We start from the raw sequence: 1,879 nt of genomic DNA, 5'->3' as shown, positions 1-1,879 counted from the left end.
ATGTGATAGAAATTGATGCAGCATCCAATAATGGCGTCGAGGAAATCCGTGACATTCGTGATAAAGTGAAATATGCACCGAACGCGGTCACATATAAAGTTTATATCATCGATGAGGTACATATGCTTTCACAAGGTGCCTTCAATGCGCTGCTAAAGACATTGGAAGAGCCTCCAAAGCACGTTATTTTCATTTTGGCGACGACCGAGCCGCATAAGATCCCGCTTACGATCATTTCCCGTTGCCAGCGATTTGATTTTAAAAGGATCCAGCCGCAAGATATAGTTGGCAGGATGTCACAAATCATTGCGGAAACGGGCGTTTCGTGTGATGAACAAGCCTTGCATATCATAGCCAGGGCAGCCGAAGGTGGGATGCGGGATGCACTGAGCCTGCTTGATCAAGCTATTTCCTTCAGTTCGGAGACTGTAACGGTGGAAGATGCATTGACTGTCACAGGTTCAGTTTCGCAGGCATTTTTAAGTCGGCTGGCAAAAGCGATATATGATAAAGAAGTGGCAGTGGCCCTAGAGGTACTTGAAGAATTGCTGGCGATGGGGAAAGACCCGGCCAGGTTCATAGAAGACATGATTTATTATTTCCGTGACATGCTTTTGTATCAAACGGCACCAGCTCTGGCAGAATCCTTCGAACGAGTATTGATTGATCCCCAATTTAAAGAATTGGCGGAAGTGATCGCTTCGGAAACGATTTACTCCATTATCGAAAGCTTCAATCAAACCCAGCAGGATATGAAGTGGACTAACCATCCGAGGATTTTCCTGGAGGTCGCACTCGTCAAGCTATGCAATGAGCAGCGAGCGAATCAATTGGACAATGGCCAGATTCAGCAATTGCAGCTGAAAATCGAGGAGTTGGAGTCGAAGTTACAGGAAATGCAGAAAAACGGCATCCCCGTGGCCGTGACAGATAGACCTGCAGAACAGCCGAAAACGCAAAGGGCCGTTAAAAAGGCATATAAAGCGCCTTCCGGCAAGATCAATCAAGTTTTGAAACAGGCTACAAAGCCAGACCTCAATACTGTCAAAAGCAAGTGGGGGGAATTGCTTGAACAGTTAGGCATGCAAAATCAAAAGTCATTGGCAGCTTTATTGTCTGAGGCGGAACCTGTTGCTGCGTCAACTGAAGCTTTTGTGGTAAAATTCAAATATGATATTCATTGTCAAATGGCAATGGAAAATAACCGTTTCGTGGAAGTGATCGCCTCGATCATGCAGCAGTTGACCGGTCATCGAATGGAGATAGCCGGTGTTCCGGAGAGTCAGTGGCAAGGGTTGCGTGAGGACTTCATTTCAACCCAGCAGTTTGACGGTCCAGAAGAAACGGATTCAAAAGAAGAAGACCCTTTTATCGCGGAGGCTAGAAAATTAGTCGGCGATGATTTACTTGAAATTAAAGAATAATTGGAGGTTGGGAAAATGGGTATGCGTGGCGGTAATATGCAAAACATGATGAAACAAATGCAAAAGATGCAAAAGAAAATGGCGGAAGCACAAGAAGAACTAGGTGAAAAAAAGATTGAAGGCACTGCAGGAGGCGGAATGGTAACGGTTATCGTGACTGGCCATAAGGAAATAGTCGACGTGATCATCAAGCCGGAAGTTGTCGATCCAGATGATATCGATATGCTTCAGGATTTAGTCCTGGCTGCAACTAACGATGCCCTGAAAAAGGCAGAAGAGCTGACAAACCAAACGATGGGACAATTCACAAAAGGGATGAACCTTCCAGGCATGTTTTAAGCAAGTTTAAAAGAAACTTCCTTTCAGGGAGTTTCTTTTGAAATTTTTAGGAGGAATTCGATGCATTATCCAGAACCAATTTCCAAGCTCATTGATAGTTTTATGAAATTGCCGGG

At 44.7% G+C, this 1,879-nt stretch carries 2 protein-coding genes; both read left to right on the top strand.

The features are described from left to right. Positions 1-1,424 (top strand): DNA polymerase III subunit gamma/tau (gene dnaX / locus CVN76_RS09845; RefSeq protein WP_100531103.1); only part of this gene is annotated, 1,424 nt, incomplete at its 5' end. 21 nt (positions 1,425-1,445) lie between these two features. Next, entirely contained in the window at positions 1,446-1,763 is a 318-nt protein-coding gene (locus CVN76_RS09840; protein ID WP_053348895.1) for a YbaB/EbfC family nucleoid-associated protein, read from the top strand. Positions 1,764-1,879: the final 116 nt, after the last annotated feature.

This window comes from Bacillus sp. mrc49 (assembly GCF_002803435.1).
This window is presented reverse-complemented; position numbering and strand designations above follow the sequence as displayed.

What these genes read in the sequence shown, in the direction of transcription:
- CVN76_RS09840 (WP_053348895.1), top strand. Translation starts at nt 1,446, where the DNA reads ATGCGTGGCGGTAATATGCAAAACATGATGAAACAAATGCAAAAGATG.